Origin of the sequence: Legionella sp. W05-934-2 (assembly GCF_964199965.1) — a bacterium.
Taxonomy (GTDB): domain Bacteria; phylum Pseudomonadota; class Gammaproteobacteria; order Legionellales; family Legionellaceae; genus JAFIFT01.
Genome location: NZ_CAXMZT010000016.1, coordinates 23,934 through 44,885, shown reverse-complemented (window position 1 = coordinate 44,885; position 20,952 = coordinate 23,934). Strand labels below are relative to the sequence as shown.

The following is a 20,952-nucleotide window of genomic DNA, read 5'->3' as shown; positions in this document are numbered from 1 at the left end:
TCTAACAAAAGAGGGGGTGTTGCATGATTTTTCGGGCAGTTTGTCTTTGGCTGATCATAACCATCAATAAAACGCCCAGACACAACAAATTATTTTAACTGTTTTCAAAAATGGTACATTTTAGTTGTTAAAGGTTATACAATAGCCTCGAAAATTCTCTTAACGAGCCATAATAGGATGTCTTATGAAATTGATTTCGCTTTTTAAATTTGTCCCCGAAGAAGTCCGCGAGTTGTTTTTTTTGAAAATATTTTCCACGTATAGTTATGCTATTTTTTATGCGTCTTTAGTCTTATATATGACCGACAATGTCGGGTTATCGAATCAATATGCAACCGGTGTTGTGGGAGTTTTCATATCCTTAAATTTTATATTACATTTTTTCGGCGGCTTCGCCGGTGGGAAATTGATAAGCAATAGAATGTTGCTTTTAATTGGCATGATAATGGAGTTTTTAGGTGTTTCGATTATCAGTATCAATCTTTTCCTTGGATTGGGGATCTTTTTAACCGGATCAGGACTTTATGTCACCAGCATCAATGCCATTATGATTCAGAAGTATGAGCCAAATGATAGCCGAAGAGAACTTGCCTCTTTTTGGATTTATTCGGGTATGAACTTGGGATTTTTTATCGGCCATACAGTAAGTGGCTATTTTCATATTCAAAGTAATTACCAATTGCTCTTTTTTAGCGCTATAGCAGCCACATTTTCCTCGCTGATACTCATTGGTCTCAATTGGGATAAATTTTTGGATAAAACCACGGAGTTGTCGCGCATCCCTGCTTACGCACATCGAAGACGTTTGCTTTCAACAATGAGCTTTATTCCACTCATTATTTACTTAGTCTGCTACTCGCTCATCTATCACTCAGAAACCAGTAAGCTGATTATGCTTTTGGGAGGTGCAATATTTTGCTCTACCTTTTTATTTGCAATCAAACAACCCAACCAAGCGGATAAAAACAAAGTCTTAGCGTTTTTGATTCTGGTCATCGCCGCTTTAGCATTTTGGTCGCTATTTTTTGTCGGCCCGATGGGATTAACACTATTTATCAAGCATTATGTCAATAATGAAGTCATGGGCATCACCATCCCGCCTCAATGGTATAATAATATCAACACCGGCCTTATCGTGGTGGGTGGGCCTTTGCTTGCTAATTGGTTTAAACAAAAGCGCGAGCAAGGTGTTGACTTAAGTTTTCCGCTCCTGTTTGCAATCGCGCTTTTAAATATTGGCGGGGCTTATCTCATATTATCACTCGGAATCTTTCTTTCGGGTCATGCCAATCAGGTCGCCATGATTTGGGTCGTCATCAGCTATCTTCTAGAAACCACTGGCGAATTATTCCTTTCCCCAGTTGGTGTGGCGATGATTGGAAAATTAGCCCCCAAAGGAAAGCAAGGATTATTATTAGGCTTATGGGCTATGGTATCGGGCGTTGCTTCGATAATATCCAAGTCGTTATCGCAAATGATGGTGATTCCACAGGCTAGCTCCGTGGCATCTTCTGGTATCCAAGTTTATAATCATATGTTTAGCCTCATTGGATGGGGCGCTGTCCTGGTTGGGTTGGTTTTATTTGTTTTGGTGCCTTTCATTAAAAAACTCATCGACGATGAGGTGCCTGTTGATCAGCCACTGAAAGCAGAATTAGCCTAACAATGGAGATATACACACCCTTAGTGGTCCGACCATGTGGAAGAATAAAATATATCAATTTATCAATTGCGTATATCGGTTCAATGAGATTTAGTAGTCCTTACAGCGTTTTGTAGCTTAAATTAAATTCATTTCTGTAAGTGATAGAACTTTTTTCCAACTTCGAAAAAGGATTTAACATGGCGAGAACAGGTGCAGTGGCGGCATGACCAAACAAGATATGTGCTAAAATATATTAAATTGGCATGTTGATAGGAGTGCCTTATTATGCCTAAAGAACACAGAGTTCTAGTAACTGATGAAGGTGGGCGAAAAATATTTGTTGTTAATCAATGGCCATTCTATATTTCAACAGGACAAAATTCACACGCTGGTGGAACACCATTTCCTTTTAATGGCGCCAGTCCGTTAAAACTCATAAAGCCAATTGATTTTCCTTTTTTTTCGCCAAAGGCACTCATAGCACAAAGCAAGAAATATATCGATCAAAATTTTCCGCCTGAACTTGCTGCTAAGATGCAGGAAAAGAGAAAAGATATGGTCTTTGGCAAGGAAATAGAATCAGCTTTTCCTAAGATAGACCAGGAGATATTAATTAGGTTTGGAAATATCAAAGGGATGGTTCTGTCGATGTATATCGGTGGTGGTTTCTGGGACCAAGAGCATGGGAAAGAGTTAAAGTCGTTTATTGAGGAAAAATATCCAGACTATTGTGCACACATAAAAGAGCAGTATAAAACAGAATTAGAAGAAGCACGACAAATCATTATACAACCTATTGAGCAAGAAAAAATCGTTGAACACCTCCCCGATATAAACCATTTTTTAATGACCCAAGGAGTCAATCTTAACTTAGATGAAGCTGCTCGAGGGGAGGCGCAAGTTGTAAACGTCAATGTCGATCTTTTATTACAGGAAGTTTCATCTGCTGCTGCTAAAGCCCCCGTGCCCTCAGAGCCAATGAAAAAAGACTCATCTACGGCCTCACCCTCAACCGTTACTGGCTCACAATCAGAAAAAATATCTAATATTATTTTTAAAGACCGGCAAATAGTCGTTATAGGGGGGTATCCGTTTTATTGCTCATCGGGTATCAATTCAGGTATGGCCAGCACATTTTTACCCTTTGATGGTATAAATGGCACACAATATCAAAAGCCCGTTCGCTATGTAGGTGATAAAACAGCGCCTGAACTACTGAAGTTTTTCCAAGACAGTGCCAGACAAAATTTTCCAGAAGATATAGTCCAATTATTTGAGTCCGAGGTTATAGCTATTAAAACTGATGATGAGACGTCAAGTTTTAGGCTTAATAGAAATAACGGTGAACAAATAAAACATGACTCCTACGAACAATTGACGCGTTTTGGCAATATGGAAACCTTAGTGTTATCGATGCTCATAGGTGGAGGGTTTTGGGAAGAAGACAAAGGGAGAGTGTTAGCTCAGTTACTTCAGCAAAGATATGGCACATTTTGTGATGAAGTTAAATCCAAGCATCAAGCCACTATTCAGCAAATTCACCAACTCAAAAATGATAGTAGCAGCACAGAAATAGTTGAAGCAGAGCAGGAAGTTAATAACTTCCTTAAGAGTCAAATAACGGATTACAATCCCTCAAGCGAAAACATGGCAAATCCGTATTCAGTTAATAAACAAGCAAAAGGCATAAAAGAAAGAGCACAGGGTTTAATAAACAATGAAGTGACATTAGGAGCCATTATTGCGACAGCATCTGCCGAAGAAATCGAAAGGGCGAAAACTCATTTAGAAGCAGAAGTTGCGCAAAAGCTTGAAAGCATATTTGATGACCTATCAAATCCTTTTTTAGTAAAAAATACGCAAAAACCATCACAAACCCCTAGTAATCACAGTGCAGCTGCTGTCGGGGCTATAGCCACCACGCCCTCAGATCCCACGCAAAAAACGTCATCCACGACGACAGTATCCGCTTCAAAGCATGCATTTATGCGACAAAAAGGGAAGAATGAAGCCATGAGCCATAGCGATAGAATCCTTTTGAGAGCTATGATTATCCAACAAACGTGCAATTTTCCAAAAGGACGCTGGACTGTTTTAATGACCGATCCAAAAGTTGAAGTAGGTATCTCAAAAGGCTTTAATAGGCCGGCGTTGGCAACGTCCGATTATATTTTAGTTAATAACGGTGAGCAGCTTCTTATTTTTGATAAAAATAAGAAAAACAGTAAGGGCGAGCTGGAACTTATTCAGGATAGCGAAAAGCGTGCTAGTGTGATAAAGGATGTCTTTAGCAACCTTAGTAATCAAAGGCATCCACTATTAGTAGAAGCTCATCTTTATCACGTCCAGCAACGTCTTGCCCAACTTTTCAACCATGGAAATGGCCCTGACCGTAAGCAGTGGAGCAGTCTTACTACATTAGAAAATATGGGGAGATACCAATTTAATGAAAGCATCAAAACCAATTGGGAGTTTGGGCGTTCTGATCATACGGGTAATCTTGCATTCGCAACCTTAAGCCATGTTAACCCCGGTTTTTTGATTGAGTTTCAAGCAAATGGTGAAATTATGGTGTATCAAAAAAACCAATCAGGTACAAAGACAGACTATAAACCCTTAGTGGGAGAAGAAAGAGCGTCGGCACTCGAATCATTAAGTAATTGCTTTTCTCATCTTGAGCGGGCTGACCAAAAGGCTTTTGACTGCTTAATCAATGAACAGCCAACCCCATAGACGGCATTTGATACACTGAATGATATATTAAACTCCTCAACTTTCGAAATTTTAATTCACAAAACGCACCCAAACAATCACTTCTAACCTATTGTTTTAATTCATCATTTAAAGTCTACATTGATTTGCTATACTTAACAAAATAGATTTTATGGAACACGATGATGCCTCGCCAACTATTCCCTGTGAAAGGTGAAAAGCTTCTTATAAAACAAGGTCAAACAGGAGATTGTTATTTGTTGGCAATGATGGATTGTTTATATAATGCAAATCCATTAGGAAGAGAGAGAATTGAGTCTATGTTTACTCAATCCGAAGAAGGGATTACTGTTCGGATAAAGCGAAACAAACACAGCCAAACCATTGACCAATCTCGAATCAATCGCTTAGCATCAAAAGGTACTGAATTTAGAGTTGAAACCGATGCCGATGGTCATGAATATGATGTGTTCATGTTCAGCAATCAACGTCTAGAGGAAATCGAGCAAAATTTAAAACGAGCTCAAAGCAACTCGTTTGCTGTCTTAATTCTTGAACATATTGCCCCTTATTATTTCTCAGGAAACTGGGTTGATGGAGGCAATATTTTAGAGACACTGGTTGCCCACGATAAAGCAAATCGTTTTGCAGGAGATACGTCTAACATTGGTGTTGGCAAAATGCTTGATTTAGAGGGTATAGACATTCATTCTGTTGAACAGATTATTGCTCTTCAAAAAAGCGACCCAGAAAATAGCATCTACGTTTCAATGGGTTATGGAAGGATTGATGAACATGGAAAAATACATGGTAGACATTCACTGAGATTAAAGGAAATCCGAAAATCTCTTAGCAAGCCAGGAGGTTATGAGTTTGTGCTGGTCAATCCATGGGATAATAGCAAAGAGGAGGTCTTAGATTTAAGCGTTGAAGAGTTAAAAAGCAGGAAGCCCCGGTTTGGGTATTTTCCCAAAGATCACATAACAGAGCAATTAATAAAAAATCTAAATTTGGAAATGAGTTATATCGGTGAGGCTTTAGCTAATCCTCCTCTGTTAGAAATGCTTAAAAACCTAATTGAATCGGGCTCGCCAACCAGAGAAGACAAAATAAAACTTATAAAAGCTTGTCGCTTTAATACCCATCTTACCCTCATATATGGGGCATTATCAAAACACAAACGGGAACAGTTCATTTCAAATATTTTACAAGCAAAAAACTCAGAAGAAATTGAGAAGCTCATATCTCCCAAACTTAATGAGCTAATACACATTTGTCTTCAAAACCAAGATAAAACGCTTTTTAACGAACTGAAAGCTGCTAATTTTATTGACTATGCGGCCAATAGTCCTTTAGGAGAGGAAACATTTATTAAACGTTTACTTGAACTAGCTATGACTCAATCTCCATTGGATATCAAATTACTAACTGAAATTGCTGCATATGTTGAGAATTCGGAACCTAAATTACCGGTTCAGTTTGAATTTAAAGATTTATTTGGCCTTGTCTATAACAAAACTCTTGCCGATTTATCAGAGAAATTAGGGGATAATACCATTGAGGCAGTCAATGCGGAACTGATAAACCTGTTTCTAAGTAAACATAGAAAGGCGGACTCCATAACACTCTCTGAAGAATTACGAGAACTGTTTGTCCGTGAAAAATCTTTATTTATCGAACAAGTTCAATCGATTGACTCCGAGCAGTGGCTAATTCAAGCAATTCCATTATTATTAGAAGGTAAATTATCAACCGAGGGGGCTAAGCTCATTAAAGAAAAACCATTTATTTTATCTGAGGAAACCATCGGAAAATTAATGGAAAACTTTGATGCCGAAAACCCTAGAGTCTGCTTAGAACAAATTTTCAAGCTTAGTCAAGTAAATGATTCGGTTGGCAAAGCACTTCTTCATTTTACAATTAAATACTTTGATGAGCAGTTTAGTCAAACAAACCTAAATCAGTTTAGATTATCACTTGAAGATGAAAAACCGAGTAAGTTTAAGGACTGGTTTAATGAAAATCTCCCTCAAAGTAAAGACACGGAAATCGATAAAGCGATTAAAACGATTGTAGATAAACTGGCATTACTAAATGAGATGTCAGTTGATTTTGGACAATGTCAGTCGATTGAAGAAATCAAAGAGAAAAGCAATGAGTTTGTAAATCAGCTTAACATTATGGCACAAGATAGCTCACTACTTGAAGCATTAGCACGCCTTGAAGGGAAAGATTATGATAGCGCATCATCCCGTATCAACTCAGCTTTGGCAGTAAAGTTTGAGATGGCTCGAGAACAAGCCCATCATCAAGTACTGAACATAGAGAAAGCTTATAACACCATTAGTAATTTGATTGAAAAGATAGAGAAATCAGAGATCTCATTTAAAGAGGCAAACAGCAAACAAGAGATTGAATCATGTATCAAGGAATATCAGCAGCAACTTCTTAATCTTACTACAACTGATGAAGCGCGCTCAGCCTTTCAGTTATTGGGTTATCCTAAACAGCTAAACGTACTTTTAGCTAATAAGAAAAATGACGCTTATCTCGCAGGGAAGTCGTATCTAGCTGATTTAATTGCCGCTCAAAGTATCGTCGATTCTGCCATACAACAACTAAATCTCATCGATACAAAACATCCTTTTGATCATCTAGATAAAGAAGACAAAGTCGATGATAAATTAAACGCTATGCACGAAAATCTAAATGCCTTTTTAAACAATCCAAAGTTAATAGATGCACAGAAGGTACTTGGCTTAAACCAACACAATTCACCATTGCAACAACTGATTAATGATAAGAAAATCAGCTTAGTCAATGGGGCAAATCTGCAACTTGAAGCCATTAAAGCTCAAAAAGCACAACTTGAACAAGCGATGCCTAAGCTTGAAAAAACCAACTTAAATGAATTGATAAAGAATTGTAGTTCATTTGTAAAAGCTAACGACTACCAAGAAATACTGACCCTTTCCTCGCGTATTCAAAGAAGAATGGAAGATTTAGAGGAATTAAATAAAAAAATAGCGAATGCTTCGCCACACTCAAGCAAGGTATTTATGGCTCAAATTGCTAAACTGACTCAATCTATAGAAGAAGATCTTCATTCGCTTTCTGCAAAAATAAATACTATTAGCCATCAAGTCGGTCAACAATCTGCTGCAAATAAGGGAGGAAGTCCACTTGTCCAAGTTTATTCCGCACTGGGGGTGAATAAACGTTCATCAGTTAATGAGTCCCAAGGAAAATTTGATGCCCTCACAAAAGAAATAGAGAAAATCCAAAATAGCATGGGATTGTTGTCAAATACATTAGACAATAAAGGAGAAGCACAAAACATCCAGGGGCAATTGTTTAAAATAAAATACACCATGATGACCAATACCTGCGAGTATTTACTTAAAAAATTAATATCTCATACGCAAGCAGAAGGTGCTGATGAGGCTACACTCAACGTTGGAAATTATTCAGCTCAACTAAATAACAATCAGCTGGTTATTATACAAGCATATAATGATAGGAATATTGATGGTGGGCAACAGATCCGTAGCAAGCACGAAAAGAAACAAGCCGCTGAACACATTGTTCACGAAATGGCTCGCGGCGACTTGTTTACATTGGTTGAAGGTCATTTAAAACATCTTCATGAAACATTGTCACACCTTGATCCTGAAAGCAAAAACAACCCTGTTGATATTAGAGAAATCCTAGCAAAATATAAACTGAATCAAGGAACAAGGCTTAATGAGGGTGAGTCATTGCAATTTGGTCTTCTACAACCAGTCAATAAGATGGGATTTGAAAATAAGAATTATCAAGTTTGCTTTGATAGCAAAGGCGACATCAAAGTGTTTGATAAGAAAGATCAAGGGAAAGAATTAGCCGGAGAACTTCGGCAAGAAGCGCTAATCCAAATTAGTGATTGTTTTCCTCATTTACAAAAAGCGCTAAAAGTTGAACGAATAGAGCAGCTATTAATTCAACCGACAATCCGTGCGGCTAGATGATTGTTGTAAAAGCTGCTTACAACCAGGGTTCATTCCAGCTTTTTATATTAAAGAGAAGGTAATAAAAATCAAGTCCACTATACCCTTTCATTAAAAAACACATCGACGATGAGGTGCCTACTGGTCATACGCTGAAAGTAGAATTAGCCTAACAATGGAGATATATAGTTTGCGCTTTTTGTTGTAAAAATTGCTTCAAGCTAAGAATGATAGCGTTATTAGAGGGGCGCTCTAGGGTAATGAATGACAGAGCCGTTTGCGCCCCTTGGTATTCAGGCAACACGCGAACCAATCGCCCCGCTTCAATATCTTTAATCACATCTAAATTCGCCTTTAATACCAACCCTTTTCCTTGCAATGCCCACTGTCGAATCACTTCCGCATCGTTGCTGTTGTATTGGCTGGATAGTTTCACTTTTTCTACCCGCTCACCTTGATAAAGCGTCCAGCATTCTTCCAGTTGGTTGTTGATGGTGAGAAGAAGCACCCTATGGGATTTTAAATCACTAATGGATTCTATTTGACCATGATTGGCAAGGTATTTTGGTGAGGCACAAATGATGCGGTGTATGGGTTTTATTAAGGGACTGACAATAAAATCCGGTTCCGCCGATAATCCATATCGAATCGCCACATCAATGTCGTCTTCATATAAATTGCTGAGGTTATCGGTTAACACTAAATGACAGGCGATTAAAGGATGCTTTTCTAAATAGTCATCTAACCAAAATCGTAAGATATGACGGCCAAAATCTGACGGTGCTGTGATCCTTAATTGTCCCTTTAAACTGCCTGCTTGTTCAAATGCTTGTTTACTTTGTTGCAGTGAGTTAATCATTTGTTCTGCATGAGGCAAAAAGCACTTACCATGAATGGTTAATCGTAAATGGCGCGTGCTACGGATGAATAGCTGTGCATTTAATTGCTTTTCCAAGCGTTGCAATGCCGCACTGGCATTAGCAGCGGATATGCCCCTTTTTCTTGCCGCATCCGTGATGGATTCATAGTGGGCAATGTCTAAAAATAATTCAATATCATTAGTATTCATTTTTTCAAATATTTTTTGAAAGTATTTATTATTTTATACCATTTATTTTGAATATAAAATGTCCCATACTACCCTCAAGGTTGAAAATAAAAAGGTATCTCTATGAAAGCAATCGTCTATAAGCAGCACCCCAATGGTCAATTTGGTTTTGAGTCAATTGAAAAAGAAACACCCCGTGCCACAGGGCATGACTTGCTAGTGGATATTTCTGCGATTTCCATTAATCCCGTCGATTATAAGGTGAAGCGTTTATTGGAAATGGGTAAATATGCCAATGACACCTTTGGTTTTGATGCATCCGGGACTGTGAAAGCTGTCGGTGAAAAAGTGACATTATTTAAGCCCGGTGATAAAGTTTTTTATGCCGGTGATTTGACCCGACCTGGCAGTTATGCACAAAGCCAGTTGGTGGATGAGCGGATCGTGGGATTAGCGCCAAAATCACTTAACTTTGAACAAGCCGCCGCTCTACCGCTAACAAGCTTAACCGCTTGGGAAATGATTTTTGACAGGCTAAAACTATCGGCTGAATCCAACCAAACTGTTTTAGTGACGGGTGCTGCGGGTGGCGTTGGCTCAATTACCCTCCAATTATTAAAAAAACTAACCCACTGCACCATTATCGCGACGTATGGCCGAGAAGAATCCAAAGGGTGGATTAAACAGCTGGGCTCGGATCATTTGATTAATCACACCATGGATTTCAATCCGCAATTACAAAAACTAAACATCAAACACGTTGATGTCATTTTTAGCCTTACACACACAGACGACTATTTTAAGCAATATGTCGATATCCTTGCCCCACAAGGTCAACTCATCTTCATTGATGAACCAAAGCAATTTGATTTGCTGGCATTTAAGAGTAAAAGTGCGGCCGTGCATATGGAATTTATGTTCACTCGTTCGATGTATCAAACAGCCGATATGATAAAGCAGCATGATATTTTAACGAAAATTGCCGATCTGATTGATAAGCAATTAATTCATACAACGATGAATGAGTCGTTTGGGGATGTATCCGTTGCCAATATTGAAAGAGCGCATGAATTACTCGAAAGTTGTCAATCCCGCGGCAAGATTGTGTTGAATTATCGATGATGCCAATCATCCGTGCCTCCCTGTAAGACCACCCCACCGGCCCGGTGAGCTTTCTATCCAGAAAGACCTAATCGAGCCGGACATGGGTAAAACAGATGGTACCCTCGCAAACTTTATCCCGTCTTTTTAAGTTGCTCTTTTAAATCAAGCAACTTGTCGCGAACTTTAGCGGCTTCTTCAAATTCCATGTTTTGGGCAAATTGGTGCATTTGTTTTTCCAATTTAGCAATTTTTTCGACCAGTTTTTGCGGTGACATGGCTTTGTAAGGGGCTTTGGGCTCAGCCACTTTTTTCTGGCTTTGTTCGAAATAGGCCCCTTCGAGGATATCGGCGACTTTCTTTTTGATCCCCATGGGGGTTATCCCATGAATTTGGTTAAATTTGATTTGCTTTTCCCGGCGACGCTCCGTCTCCTGAATGGCCCTTTGCATCGAACCGGTTATGTTCTCGGCATACATGATGGCACGCCCATTTAAATTCCTTGCCGCTCGTCCAACGGTCTGAATAAGCGAGCGTTCTGAACGTAAAAAGCCTTCTTTATCGGCGTCTAATATGGCGACTAATGCCACTTCCGGCATGTCTAAGCCTTCTCGAAGCAAGTTAATCCCCACCAACACATCGAATTTCCCTAAGCGCAGATCGCGAATAATTTCCACCCGCTCGACCGTATCAATATCGGAGTGCAAATAGCGGACTTTAATATCATGTTCATTCAGATATTCGGTGAGATCTTCGGCCATTCGTTTTGTCAGCGTTGTCACCAGCACTCGTTCATCGTCAGCGACCACTTTGTTGATTTCTGACATTAAATCGTCGACTTGATTTTTAGCCGGTCGAATGATCACGGTTGGGTCAATCAAGCCCGTTGGTCTGACGACTTGCTCGGCCGTGTTATCGGTATGTTCCATTTCATAGGGACCCGGTGTTGCAGACACATAGATGGTTTGTGGGGATCGATCGGTAAATTCTTCAAAGCGTAAAGGACGGTTATCCAAAGCAGACGGCAAGCGAAAGCCATAATTCACTAATGTCTCTTTCCGGGCACGATCCCCGCGATACATGCCACCAATTTGGGGCACGGTGACATGCGACTCATCGATGACAAGCAATGCGTCCGATGGTAAATAATCAAATAACGTCGGTGGTGGCTCCCCTTGATTGCGTCCGGATAGGTAGCGTGAATAGTTTTCAATTCCGGAGCAATAACCCAACTCCAACATCATCTCAATATCAAACTCGGTTCGCTGCTTTAATCGTTCGGCTTCCAATAATTTTTTTTCGCTTTCATAAAATTTTAATCGGTCTTTGAGCTCTTCTTTTACCAAGTCAACCGTTTGCAAAATACGCTCCCTTGGGGTGACATAGTGGGTTTTGGGGAAAACTGTCACACGGGGAAGCTTTTGCAACACCTCACCTGTGAGCGGATCAAAGCGGTTTATATTCTCTACTTCATCATCAAATAGCTCAATTCGAACCGCTTCTTTATCGGAATCAGCGGGGAAGATATCAATCACATCGCCATGCACACGAAACTGTCCTCGCTCGAGCGAGGTTGGGCTTCGAATATACTGCATTTCTGCTAATCGTTTAACAATCTGGCGTTGATCGGTCCGTTCGCCTCGCGATACATGCAAGATCATTTTCAAATACGAATCGGGATCCCCCAAGCCATAGATGGCTGAAACGGTAGAAACAATAATGGCATCACGCCGTTCGATCATCGCTTTAGTCGCCGATAAACGCATTTGTTCAATGTGTTCGTTAATGGAGGAATCTTTGGCGATATAGGTGTCCGAGGAAGGAACATACGCTTCCGGTTGATAGTAATCATAATAAGACACAAAATATTCAACCGCATTATCAGGGAAGAAAGATTTAAATTCACCATACAACTGAGCAGCCAATGTTTTATTAGGGGCCATGATTAATGTGGGTCGTTTTACCTGCTGAATGACATGGGCAATACTAAAAGTTTTGCCAGAACCGGTTACACCGAGTAAAATCTGTCTAGCAAGGCCACTTTCAAGGCCTTCGACCAGGGATGCAATCGCGGTGGGTTGATCGCCCGCCGGTTGGTAATTGGAATTGATGGTAAATATTTGTTTCATAACACACTCAAACAATAAGGAGCATCCGTATGGATTTTACCTTGGCAAATCGGGTTCAACAGGTGAAGCCTTCCCCAACATTAGCCGTTGCAGCAACGGCAGCCAAACTCAAAGCAGAAGGCCATGATATCATTGGTTTAGGGACAGGAGAACCCGACTTTGATACGCCAGATAACATTAAACGTGCAGCCATCGCTGCTATCGAAGCAGGTTTTACTAAGTATACACCAGTCGATGGCATTGTTGATCTTAAAAAAGCCATTATTAATAAATTTAAGCGAGACAACCAATTAGACTATGAACTCAATGAAGTCATTGTCTCAGTTGGTGGCAAGCAAAGCTGCTATAACCTTTGCCAAGCATTACTCAATGATGGTGATGAAGTCATTATCCCTGCGCCTTATTGGGTTTCCTATCCTGATATGGTATTACTAGCAGGCGGAAAGCCCGTTATTGTCAGTGCAAACGCTGAAGCCCGGTTCAAAATTACGCCTGAACAATTAGAAAAAGCGATTACACCGAAAACACGGCTGATGTTTTTCAATAGCCCATCGAATCCGTCTGGGGTAGCTTATAGCGCTGATGAGCTAAAAGCATTGGCAAAAGTGTTATTAAAACACCCACATGTTATTGTCGCCACCGACGATATGTATGAGCATATTATTTGGTCTCAACCATTTGTTAATATATTAAATGTCTGCCCTGAATTAAAAGAAAGAACGGTGGTATTAAATGGGGTATCCAAGGCCTATTCTATGACAGGTTGGCGCATTGGCTATACAGCCGGGCCTGCCAAAATAATTAAGGCAATGAATACGATTCAATCGCAATCCACATCCAATCCCTGCTCCATTGCTCAAAGAGCGGCGTTGGAAGCATTGAGTGGGCCTCAAGATAGTGTTGCCATGATGGTGAAAGCCTTTAAAGAGCGGCACGATTATCTCACTGATCGATTATCAAAAATCGACGGAATACATGTCGTTCCTGCGGATGGCACGTTTTATTTATTCCCATCCGTTCAACAAATTATTGATGCCAAAGGATTTGCCGATGATTTAGCGTTTTCAGAGCAACTGCTCCACAAAACCGGCATCGCTTTAGTCCCAGGGTCTGCCTTTGGAACGCCCGGCTGCATCCGCTTATCGTTTGCCACCAGCATGGAAAATTTACGCAAGGCCTGCGACCGCTTAGCGGAATTCTGCTTGGTCTAAAAAAAACAGGGATTCCCCTTGACCTTCAGGCGAAATCTCGATAACATTTCGCCTGTCTTCCCCGGTAGCTCAGTCGGTAGAGCAAATGACTGTTAATCATTGGGTCGCTGGTTCGAGCCCGGCCCGGGGAGCCACTTTCCACAAGGCTTTTCTGCCGATTCATCAAAACTTCAAATTTAGCGTGTCGAACATGTGTCGAAGTTTGGACTTAAGTGAACAAGCTAATCCTTAAACTTATATTTCATATTCTGTTGTTCCAAAGTTTTTGTTGGCCTACCAATAGATATCACTACTTACAATTTTTTTAAAAATCTCGAGAAATTCGTTTATCCGTAACACTGCTTATTATGTTAAGCTATTTTGGCCTATAATTTGTAATGATAAGGAATAAATAAAGTTCAAGGATTTTAGATGAGATATATAACTTCATTATTAATCATAACTCTTACCTTTTTATCTTTTAACTCTCACTCATTACCAGACAATTATCAAAGACCAAAAGATAAAGTTACAAACTTTAGTGAAATGGACTTCTCTGAAAACCTTAAAGACTTTTTAAAAGCTAACTCTAATGAAAAGAATTATAAATTTTCTGTAGAAAGGAATGAAGATAATTATACTGTAACAATAAAAGCAAATAGAAAGACCGTAATAAAAAAAGTTCCTGATGCTTATGTTAACGATCTATTCCAAAGCCAATCGCAGGATAAGGAACAAATTGAGAATAGAGTTCTTAATATAATATTTAAACCTGGACCAAAATATGATGGAAGAGAAAAACATTTCTATAAATAACGAAAATGGAAGTAAGAAAGAAATCGAGCAGTTTATTAGTCGTGGGTATGAGGAGATTGATTTCTATTCGTCACAACTCTCTAATATCCTAAGACAACTAGCTTTTGCTGAAGGAGCATTATTTTGGTTTTGTAAAGAGAAATTTAACATCATCGACTTTTCTTATTGGGGTAGGGTTTGCTTTCTTATTATTTTATTTTTTATTTGATGCAAAGCATATATATTAAATAAATTGCAAAGATGTTTAAATAATGATAAAACCTGCTGACTATCTAGGCTAAGCTTACCTATTTCATTACTTTGATATTCTGATAATTTTTTTGCTGAAATATCTTCGAATACACCATTTTTTATACGCTGGTGAATAATATCAAACTTAACACAAGCATTTTTATCTTTAGCATTATTAATGATAGTGGGGCGCAATATTTTCCTTGTTGTCCTTGTTCTATTTAGTTCAATATCATTGATAGTAGCTGATGAACAAGAAGTACTACTTACTTTATATTCCATTTTAATTAGTTCTTTATTCATTATTAACCTGAATATCAGTATAGCAATTTTGATAGATATATACTGATATGAAAGCCCCAAAGAGGATAATTTACATAATTACACCATCGGAAAAATATCCCAATGAGAGGTGTTCACCTTTTCGATAATACGCACATAGCACTTTTTCTAAGATTACTCACTAATATGAAATTTTTAATTTATGCCTATACTAAAAAATAGAATCCATCAATTCAAATTAATATGAACGACCTTTTGCAAAAAAATGCTATTGATCTAATCCAATTAGGCTTTGAAGATTATTTTTTGATCAATCAAGATAAGCGAAGAGTTCTAACTGCTATAAGGAATATATATGCAGGGATTTTACTTCTTTTAAAAGCTGAATTAAAAATACGTTCCCCTAAAAATTTTGGTGATACCTTAATTAAAAAACAACATGCGTTTGCAATAATTAATGAAAATATAGTTGTCAAAAGTAAAGGGGTAAAAACCATTGGGTTAGATGATATGGAGAACCGCTATCGTTTATTAAACCTTAGTATCAAAGATCATCTAAATGAGCTAGTTGAATTATCTAAAATAAGAAATGAAATAGAACATCACTTTACGCAATTCCCAAAAGAAACTCTGGAAACATCTATATTGATGCGTATTATCGCCCATCGTGAACACCGATTGTCGCGGAACGTGAACAGTGATTGTCGTTTGATCGTGAACACCAATTATCGCCTGAACGTGAACACTATTAGCTGATTAGCGGCAATCGGTGTTCACGATGCGATAATCGGTGTTCACGATGCGCCAACATTTCTTAACTGACTGATTTTTCTGGTATTAACCCTTGTTAAACTATCGTTTTGACCACTACCAGGGAGAGACGATGCCAGTTAAAGGAGTCAGTATGCGTAAACTCAAAGAATTGGTCAGGCTTAGCATTGATGCCAGACTAAGTATTCGTAAGATTGCCAGCAGTTTAAGTCTATCTGTTGGGGTTGTTAGTAAGTATGTTAATCGCTTCAAGTCTTTGGACTTAAGTGATGAGGCATTACTAGGCATGGATGAAGGCACGTTAGCCGAGCTATTAAAATGCCAGCCCTCGTTATCAAAAAGAGCGTCATCTCCTCGGCCTGTTGATTCAATTGATTTTGCCTATATCCATCAAGAGATGAAGCGAAAAGGTGTTACCATGCAGCTTTTATGGGAAGAATATAGCCAGGATAATCCACTCACTTTAAGCTATTCTCGATTTTGTTTTCATTATCGACAGTGGAAAGCCAAACAACCTCGTTCGATGCGCCAAACGCATAAAGCAGGTGATAAGGTGTTTGTTGATTATAGCGGACAAACGGTTGATGTGATTGACCCGGAAACGGGTGAAATCCGAAGTGCTGAAATTTTCATTGGTGTGCTGGGCGCTTCGAACTTCAGTTTTGCTTATGCAAGTTGGTCGCAACAGTTACCAGATTGGATTGATGCCCAAGTCAGAATGTTTGAGTATTTTGGCTGTGTTCCAGCACTGGTTGTGCCAGATAATTTAAAATCAGCCATCCATAAAAGTTGTCGCTATGAACCAGATGCCAACCCGGTATATAACGAATTTATTGCTCATTATAATACAGCTGTCCTACCGGCAAGACCTTACCGCCCCAAAGATAAAGCAAAAGTTGAGTGTGGTGTACAACTGGTTCAGCGCTGGATATTAGCTCGCCTTAGAAATCATACTTTTGTTGGGCTCGGCGAGCTAAATGCTGAAATAAAAAAACTGCTCGATGTCCTAAACAACAAGCCATTTCAAAAAATGCCTGGTTCAAGGCGCTGTGTATTTGAATCAATTGATAGACCAGCAATGCGACCACTGCCACAACAACGTTATGAATATAGACGCTATAAAAAGGCCAGGGTCAATATTGACTACCATGTTGAGCTTGATGGTCATTACTACAGTGTGCCTTACCAATATTGCAAAGAGCATATTGACCTGTGGTATAGCAATACGCATCTTGTTTGTTATCGGCAAGGTAAGTGTATTGCTCAGCATGCCATATCTCAAAGAAAAGGCGGGCACTCAACTATAAAAGAGCACATGCCAACTCGCCATCAAAAGCACATGAGCTGGACCCCAGGACGGTTTTTGAACTGGGCCAAAGATATTGGCCCTTATACCCTTCATATCACCGAATACTTGCTAAATAGCAAGCCTCATCCTGAGCAAGCTTATCGCGCCTGCCTTGGTCTTTTAAATTTAGCCAAACGTTATGGCAAACAACGATTAGAAGCCGCCTGTGCTTATGGCTGGAAAAGTGGTGCACGCTCAAGAAGAAGCATTGCTTCTATTTTAGAAAATGGGATGGATACACAGCTTTACCAAGAACCAACTGAGTTCAACTTAGGAGTCCATGCTAATGTGCGTGGTTCGGACTATTACCATTAACCATCGGAGACATATACCAAACTAAAAAATGATTGTATGAATAGATGGAAAAATTTAGATTATAACAATATCTCAAGGAGGATTTTTCCAATAGAACAAGAAAATCATGACAAAAATGCTAACGCTGTCATTTTGGATTTTTTCTCATCAATTGAGTGTCCTAATTGTCAATCAGATTTGATTGAACCAATAACTCATAATTTCAATAAAAATATCGATGTAAACATGAAATGCGTGAAATGTAATAATACTTTTGATTTCTCTCAGATTATAGAAGAAGTCTTAGAAAAATATTATGCATATGAAATTATGAAAGCAGGTGCGAAAGGTGGAGTAGTACCCTTAAGCCAATGTCCAAAATGTCACCTTGGCACTTTTCTCAGTTATGAAAATATTTGCATTTATTGTGGTAATACAATTGAAGACACATATAACCCAGAATTTGCTAATGAATTGTTTATTAGAAATGTAAATGATTATTGGGATTATACCTCTTAAGGTAAAACTCTACACATATAACTTCAATGTTTCCCTACATCACCGCGATTCCCAGCAAGCAAACGGGGAAAGCAACCTATCATTACCCAACAAAATAATAGATTTTTTGCAGACTTATAAAAAATGAGAGGGACAAGTGGGACAAGTGGGTCACCCGCACCATTACAGGGCTACCAGCGTCCCCAACTTAATTTATCAGTGTGGGGCATATGGGACATTCTTAGATTTTATCGATATCAATTATATAGATACAATGATTTGCTCACGGTTTGTTTCTCAAAACGGTAATAATTTACCTGCTATAATTTTATACAGAATGGATGCCCTAAGGATAATGCGTTATGAGTGATGATCCATATAATAAAAACCGTAATGAAATAGAACCTATATATGACTTTGAGGTAAATAAATATTATCAAGGCATAACACAATATTATGGTAAGATATTTCAAGAAGCGAATAAAACAATAATTAACTGGTTATTTGCTTTGAATACAGGAGGACTCGTTCTTCTTATCTCCTTTGTATTCAAATTTAGCGGTTGCCAATTAGCAATATCTATATTTTCCGCAACCGCGTACTTCTTAGGAATTGTCTCAATCTATTTATCAATTTTACTAGAAAGAAACAAGTTTTTTTATCTGGCAGATAACTCGGAAGTGAAATATATAGGCATACCAAAACAATAATATTACAGGTAGAGAGTATATAGACAATATTCAAAATCCGCCCAAGAATCAATGGCCTTTATACTTTGAGAACACTGCCACAATATGCTGGTTAATTGGTACAGTAGCTAGCATATTACTATTGATAATTAGTAAATCACTTACTTAACTATATATTCTTAAGCTGAGATTTATTCCGATGAGCACCAGATCAGACAACACTATAATTTTGCTTTTATTGATATCAGTGAACATGATATAAGGTGATGATATGAAATATTATTTAAAATCATCAAGTTCAGTAAAGGAAATTGATGGATCCTATTTTTCCTCATTAAAGAATGCATATGAGGTTTGTATATCAGGCTTATTATTTGAAGAGTCAATAGATTTAGTGTTATCAAACTTCATTGATTTTGAAAAATATTTGCTAAATAAATCTTTCGATTCTATTCATACTAGACTAGATGGGAAAGCTATAAGTGAAATAAGAATAGATATTAATAAGTATGCTTCAAATATTTTAGCAATAGCTTATAACTATATGCAGTATGGTAATTTACGAATAAAGACTATCACATCTGATAACGCTTTTGATAAAGAAAAAAAGAAAATTAAAAATGATGAATTTAGATTCATGGAGCAGCTACGCAACTATACGCAACATTATGGATTTCCAACCCATTCAATATCGATTGATAATTTTTGGACAAAGAAACCACAAGAGGGAGGGATGCGAAACTGCACAGTAAAACCATTTATAACCATATCCTCTATCACTAACGATCATAATTTTATGAATTATGGAAGCCATAGTCAGAAAGCAAAAAGAAAATCAGATATTGATAGATTTAAGAATTATATAAATTCTGATAAAGCCAATCTCACACTTTTGATTAGAAATTATATTGATATGATATGGGAGCTTCACAAATCAATAAGAGTGATTGTTGATGAAAAGCTACGAGATAATATCAAAATTTTCACTGAAGCAATTGAAAAAATGACACCAAATAATAAAACCAAGTTGGGATGTGATATCGAAATTTACAAAGATGGAACATCTATCTCAAAAATACCATTAGCTCAAAGAGTAGTTAATGAATACAACTTGCTGAAGAAAAAACATCAATCTGGCAAATTTTCTAATATCCTAGTAAGTAACCAATATGCAAACAAAGAATGGTAATTTATACCTTAATAAATCATTTATAACTCAACTCCTACTCTTCATCGGTACTGAAATTCATGTACAGTGACGCAAAAAACCATCCTTAATTTTCTCTAGTAAAATCAACATATTCAGCACTATTGTTTAGAAGCGCTCAACGCGTTTGAACAAAAAAACACAACGAGAAAATAACTCATGCCATTACAAAGTTATCAAAAACCACAGGGACAAATGGGACTATTGGGGCAACCGCGTCATTGCTGGTCTAAAAGTGTCCCCCACCTTAAAATTCAAGATGGGGCATATGGGACATATTTGATGATAAAATCCATGCAATCAAAGCAGCTCATCAATATTAGGGATAGGATTATAAGTAAAGCCCTTGATTTCCTTTGTGGCGTTACTTTTCTCCACTGCATTCTTATTAAACAATTTTTTGGGCTTAGGGGATGGGCTGTCCTTTTGCGAATACCCGGGCTTTTGACCGTTAAGATATTCTAATATGTATAACCGGAACGTATTGTAACTTGCAGTGAAGCTTCCCTCATCCCGAAGCGTTTCCCATATGGCAGTCATAGGCCAGCCTTTTTCTAAAGCTTCGGATATGTCATCTTTTAAGGCTAAAAATTCTACTTTATTTTTTCTTGCTGGCGTTTTTCGCTGATTTTTATCAGCAGCCATCATACTTTCTATTAAGGAATTTTTCATAATCTACTCTCTGTAATAATGGTTGGTCAGTCCTTTGGTGTTTATTATTTTTTTTTATTTATTTTGGTCTCTTTTTCTTCCTCTCAAAGTCCTTTTTGGTTATTTATCAGCTCTTTTTTATTTATTCTCGTTTATTTTTGATTATTTTCGTTAATAATCGTTTAAGCTCCAAAAAGAACCTTAAAATAACCCAAAGGGGGTTCCAAAATAAATTTCAAAATACAGGGCAAGATAGGTGAAGTTAGCTAACCAGCAAGCTGGTTGCCAAACTTCACGAGTCTTATTCGCACCTTCGGTGCTCAACGTAAATAACCAAAATTTTCTGTTTTGCAT

16 protein-coding genes and 1 tRNA gene are annotated in these 20,952 nt (G+C 38.2%); 12 read left to right on the top strand and 5 right to left on the bottom strand.

Annotation, left to right across the window (positions count from 1 at the left end; all coding sequences use genetic code 11):
* Positions 1–184: 184 nt before the first annotated feature.
* The 3 genes from AB3348_RS14400 (at position 185) to AB3348_RS14390 (ending at position 8,364) form a co-directional block, all read left to right on the top strand.
* Positions 185–1,663: a peptide MFS transporter gene (locus tag AB3348_RS14400; protein WP_367608321.1), complete on the top strand. Its 1,479-nt coding sequence runs from the start codon at positions 185–187 to the stop codon at positions 1,661–1,663.
* 267 nt (positions 1,664–1,930) lie between these two features.
* Positions 1,931–4,378: a hypothetical protein gene (locus tag AB3348_RS14395; protein WP_367608320.1), complete on the top strand. Its 2,448-nt coding sequence runs from the start codon at positions 1,931–1,933 to the stop codon at positions 4,376–4,378.
* Positions 4,379–5,037: 659 nt separating this feature from the next.
* Positions 5,038–8,364: a hypothetical protein gene (locus AB3348_RS14390; RefSeq protein ID WP_367608319.1), complete on the top strand. Its 3,327-nt coding sequence runs from the start codon at positions 5,038–5,040 to the stop codon at positions 8,362–8,364.
* Between the two features lie 148 nt (positions 8,365–8,512).
* Here AB3348_RS14390 and AB3348_RS14385 read toward each other — a convergent pair whose 3' ends face one another.
* Positions 8,513–9,412, bottom strand: a complete 900-nt coding sequence (locus tag AB3348_RS14385; protein ID WP_367608317.1) for a LysR family transcriptional regulator — start codon at positions 9,410–9,412, stop codon at positions 8,513–8,515.
* 102 nt (positions 9,413–9,514) lie between these two features.
* Here AB3348_RS14385 and AB3348_RS14380 point away from each other — a divergent pair, with 102 nt between their 5' ends.
* Positions 9,515–10,513 (top strand): zinc-binding alcohol dehydrogenase family protein, encoded by a 999-nt coding sequence (locus tag AB3348_RS14380; RefSeq protein WP_367608316.1) that lies wholly within the window; start codon positions 9,515–9,517, stop codon positions 10,511–10,513.
* Positions 10,514–10,626: 113 nt separating this feature from the next.
* Here the strand turns inward: AB3348_RS14380 and uvrB are convergent, their stop codons facing one another.
* Positions 10,627–12,621, bottom strand: coding sequence for an excinuclease ABC subunit UvrB (uvrB, locus tag AB3348_RS14375; protein ID WP_367608314.1), 1,995 nt, complete (start codon positions 12,619–12,621; stop codon positions 10,627–10,629).
* 29 nt (positions 12,622–12,650) lie between these two features.
* Between uvrB and AB3348_RS14370 the strand changes: the two genes are divergently transcribed.
* The 3 genes from AB3348_RS14370 to AB3348_RS14360 all read left to right on the top strand — a co-directional run bounded on the left by AB3348_RS14370 (position 12,651) and on the right by AB3348_RS14360 (position 14,627).
* Positions 12,651–13,832 carry a pyridoxal phosphate-dependent aminotransferase gene (locus AB3348_RS14370; protein WP_367608312.1) on the top strand — a complete coding sequence of 394 codons (1,182 nt, stop codon included), beginning with the start codon at positions 12,651–12,653 and terminating at the stop codon, positions 13,830–13,832.
* Positions 13,833–13,890: 58 nt separating this feature from the next.
* Positions 13,891–13,966 (top strand) — tRNA-Asn (locus tag AB3348_RS14365).
* A gap of 277 nt (positions 13,967–14,243) precedes the next feature.
* The gene (locus AB3348_RS14360; RefSeq protein WP_367608310.1) at positions 14,244–14,627 is read left to right on the top strand and encodes a hypothetical protein; all 384 of its coding nucleotides are present in this window, start codon (positions 14,244–14,246) and stop codon (positions 14,625–14,627) included.
* Between the two features lie 162 nt (positions 14,628–14,789).
* Here the strand turns inward: AB3348_RS14360 and AB3348_RS14355 are convergent, their stop codons facing one another.
* The gene (locus AB3348_RS14355) at positions 14,790–15,161 is read right to left on the bottom strand and encodes a hypothetical protein (protein WP_367608308.1); all 372 of its coding nucleotides are present in this window, start codon (positions 15,159–15,161) and stop codon (positions 14,790–14,792) included.
* A gap of 222 nt (positions 15,162–15,383) precedes the next feature.
* Between AB3348_RS14355 and AB3348_RS14350 the strand changes: the two genes are divergently transcribed.
* The 5 genes from AB3348_RS14350 to AB3348_RS14330 all read left to right on the top strand — a co-directional run bounded on the left by AB3348_RS14350 (position 15,384) and on the right by AB3348_RS14330 (position 19,929).
* Positions 15,384–15,896 (top strand): hypothetical protein, encoded by a 513-nt coding sequence (locus tag AB3348_RS14350; protein WP_367608306.1) that lies wholly within the window; start codon positions 15,384–15,386, stop codon positions 15,894–15,896.
* Between the two features lie 127 nt (positions 15,897–16,023).
* Positions 16,024–17,574, top strand: a complete 1,551-nt coding sequence (istA, locus tag AB3348_RS14345) for an IS21 family transposase (protein ID WP_367608304.1) — start codon at positions 16,024–16,026, stop codon at positions 17,572–17,574.
* Positions 17,575–17,610: 36 nt separating this feature from the next.
* A complete protein-coding gene (locus AB3348_RS14340) occupies positions 17,611–18,072 on the top strand; it encodes a hypothetical protein (protein WP_367608303.1) in 462 nt (153 codons plus the stop codon).
* A 341-nt stretch (positions 18,073–18,413) separates the two neighbouring features.
* Complete coding sequence (locus AB3348_RS14335; protein ID WP_367608302.1) at positions 18,414–18,761, top strand: hypothetical protein; 348 nt, start codon at positions 18,414–18,416, stop codon at positions 18,759–18,761.
* Between the two features lie 250 nt (positions 18,762–19,011).
* Positions 19,012–19,929, top strand: a complete 918-nt coding sequence (locus AB3348_RS14330; RefSeq protein WP_367608301.1) for a hypothetical protein — start codon at positions 19,012–19,014, stop codon at positions 19,927–19,929.
* Between the two features lie 318 nt (positions 19,930–20,247).
* On the opposite strand, the gene AB3348_RS14325 is transcribed toward AB3348_RS14330, so the two are convergent.
* Both AB3348_RS14325 and AB3348_RS14320 read right to left on the bottom strand, forming a co-directional pair.
* Complete coding sequence (locus AB3348_RS14325; RefSeq protein ID WP_367608299.1) at positions 20,248–20,619, bottom strand: TraK family protein; 372 nt, start codon at positions 20,617–20,619, stop codon at positions 20,248–20,250.
* A gap of 180 nt (positions 20,620–20,799) precedes the next feature.
* Positions 20,800–20,952, bottom strand: a complete 153-nt coding sequence (locus AB3348_RS14320; protein ID WP_367608297.1) for a hypothetical protein — start codon at positions 20,950–20,952, stop codon at positions 20,800–20,802.

What these genes read in the sequence shown, in the direction of transcription:
- AB3348_RS14400 (WP_367608321.1), top strand. Translation starts at nt 185, where the DNA reads ATGAAATTGATTTCGCTTTTTAAATTTGTCCCCGAAGAAGTCCGCGAG.
- AB3348_RS14395 (WP_367608320.1), top strand. Translation starts at nt 1,931, where the DNA reads ATGCCTAAAGAACACAGAGTTCTAGTAACTGATGAAGGTGGGCGAAAA.
- AB3348_RS14390 (WP_367608319.1), top strand. Translation starts at nt 5,038, where the DNA reads ATGCTTGATTTAGAGGGTATAGACATTCATTCTGTTGAACAGATTATT.
- AB3348_RS14385 (WP_367608317.1), bottom strand. Translation starts at nt 9,412, where the DNA reads ATGAATACTAATGATATTGAATTATTTTTAGACATTGCCCACTATGAA.
- AB3348_RS14380 (WP_367608316.1), top strand. Translation starts at nt 9,515, where the DNA reads ATGAAAGCAATCGTCTATAAGCAGCACCCCAATGGTCAATTTGGTTTT.
- uvrB (WP_367608314.1), bottom strand. Translation starts at nt 12,621, where the DNA reads ATGAAACAAATATTTACCATCAATTCCAATTACCAACCGGCGGGCGAT.
- AB3348_RS14370 (WP_367608312.1), top strand. Translation starts at nt 12,651, where the DNA reads ATGGATTTTACCTTGGCAAATCGGGTTCAACAGGTGAAGCCTTCCCCA.
- AB3348_RS14360 (WP_367608310.1), top strand. Translation starts at nt 14,244, where the DNA reads ATGAGATATATAACTTCATTATTAATCATAACTCTTACCTTTTTATCT.
- AB3348_RS14355 (WP_367608308.1), bottom strand. Translation starts at nt 15,161, where the DNA reads ATGAATAAAGAACTAATTAAAATGGAATATAAAGTAAGTAGTACTTCT.
- AB3348_RS14350 (WP_367608306.1), top strand. Translation starts at nt 15,384, where the DNA reads ATGAACGACCTTTTGCAAAAAAATGCTATTGATCTAATCCAATTAGGC.
- istA (WP_367608304.1), top strand. Translation starts at nt 16,024, where the DNA reads ATGCCAGTTAAAGGAGTCAGTATGCGTAAACTCAAAGAATTGGTCAGG.
- AB3348_RS14340 (WP_367608303.1), top strand. Translation starts at nt 17,611, where the DNA reads ATGAATAGATGGAAAAATTTAGATTATAACAATATCTCAAGGAGGATT.
- AB3348_RS14335 (WP_367608302.1), top strand. Translation starts at nt 18,414, where the DNA reads ATGAGTGATGATCCATATAATAAAAACCGTAATGAAATAGAACCTATA.
- AB3348_RS14330 (WP_367608301.1), top strand. Translation starts at nt 19,012, where the DNA reads ATGAAATATTATTTAAAATCATCAAGTTCAGTAAAGGAAATTGATGGA.
- AB3348_RS14325 (WP_367608299.1), bottom strand. Translation starts at nt 20,619, where the DNA reads ATGAAAAATTCCTTAATAGAAAGTATGATGGCTGCTGATAAAAATCAG.
- AB3348_RS14320 (WP_367608297.1), bottom strand. Translation starts at nt 20,952, where the DNA reads ATGCAAAACAGAAAATTTTGGTTATTTACGTTGAGCACCGAAGGTGCG.